Here is a 218-nt window from a genome sequence, read left to right on the forward strand (position 1 = left end):
AGCAATAAAAAACAGCCTCAGGGAATAAGGAATATCTCAATTATTGAACATAAAATGCGAATTGTTTAGTACAAAAAAGCAGCGTTACGTGATCTTTCCCTGGTCTTAACCCTGCCTTGAATACCTTATCATTCGTCAAAATATTAATAGCGATATGCCGTATCCCTGAAAATAATTCTGCTGCGTTTCCTCTTCTTATTTTGCAGTCGTCTTCATTC

1 pseudogene is annotated in these 218 nt (G+C 36.2%); it reads right to left on the reverse strand.

Annotation, left to right across the window (positions count from 1 at the left end):
* Positions 1-103: 103 nt before the first annotated feature.
* Positions 104-218 (reverse strand): annotated as a pseudogene (locus tag A7090_RS18085) (ISAs1 family transposase); the annotation flags it as partial.

Source organism: Escherichia sp. MOD1-EC7003 (genome assembly GCF_002965065.1).
Lineage (GTDB): Bacteria > Pseudomonadota > Gammaproteobacteria > Enterobacterales > Enterobacteriaceae > Escherichia.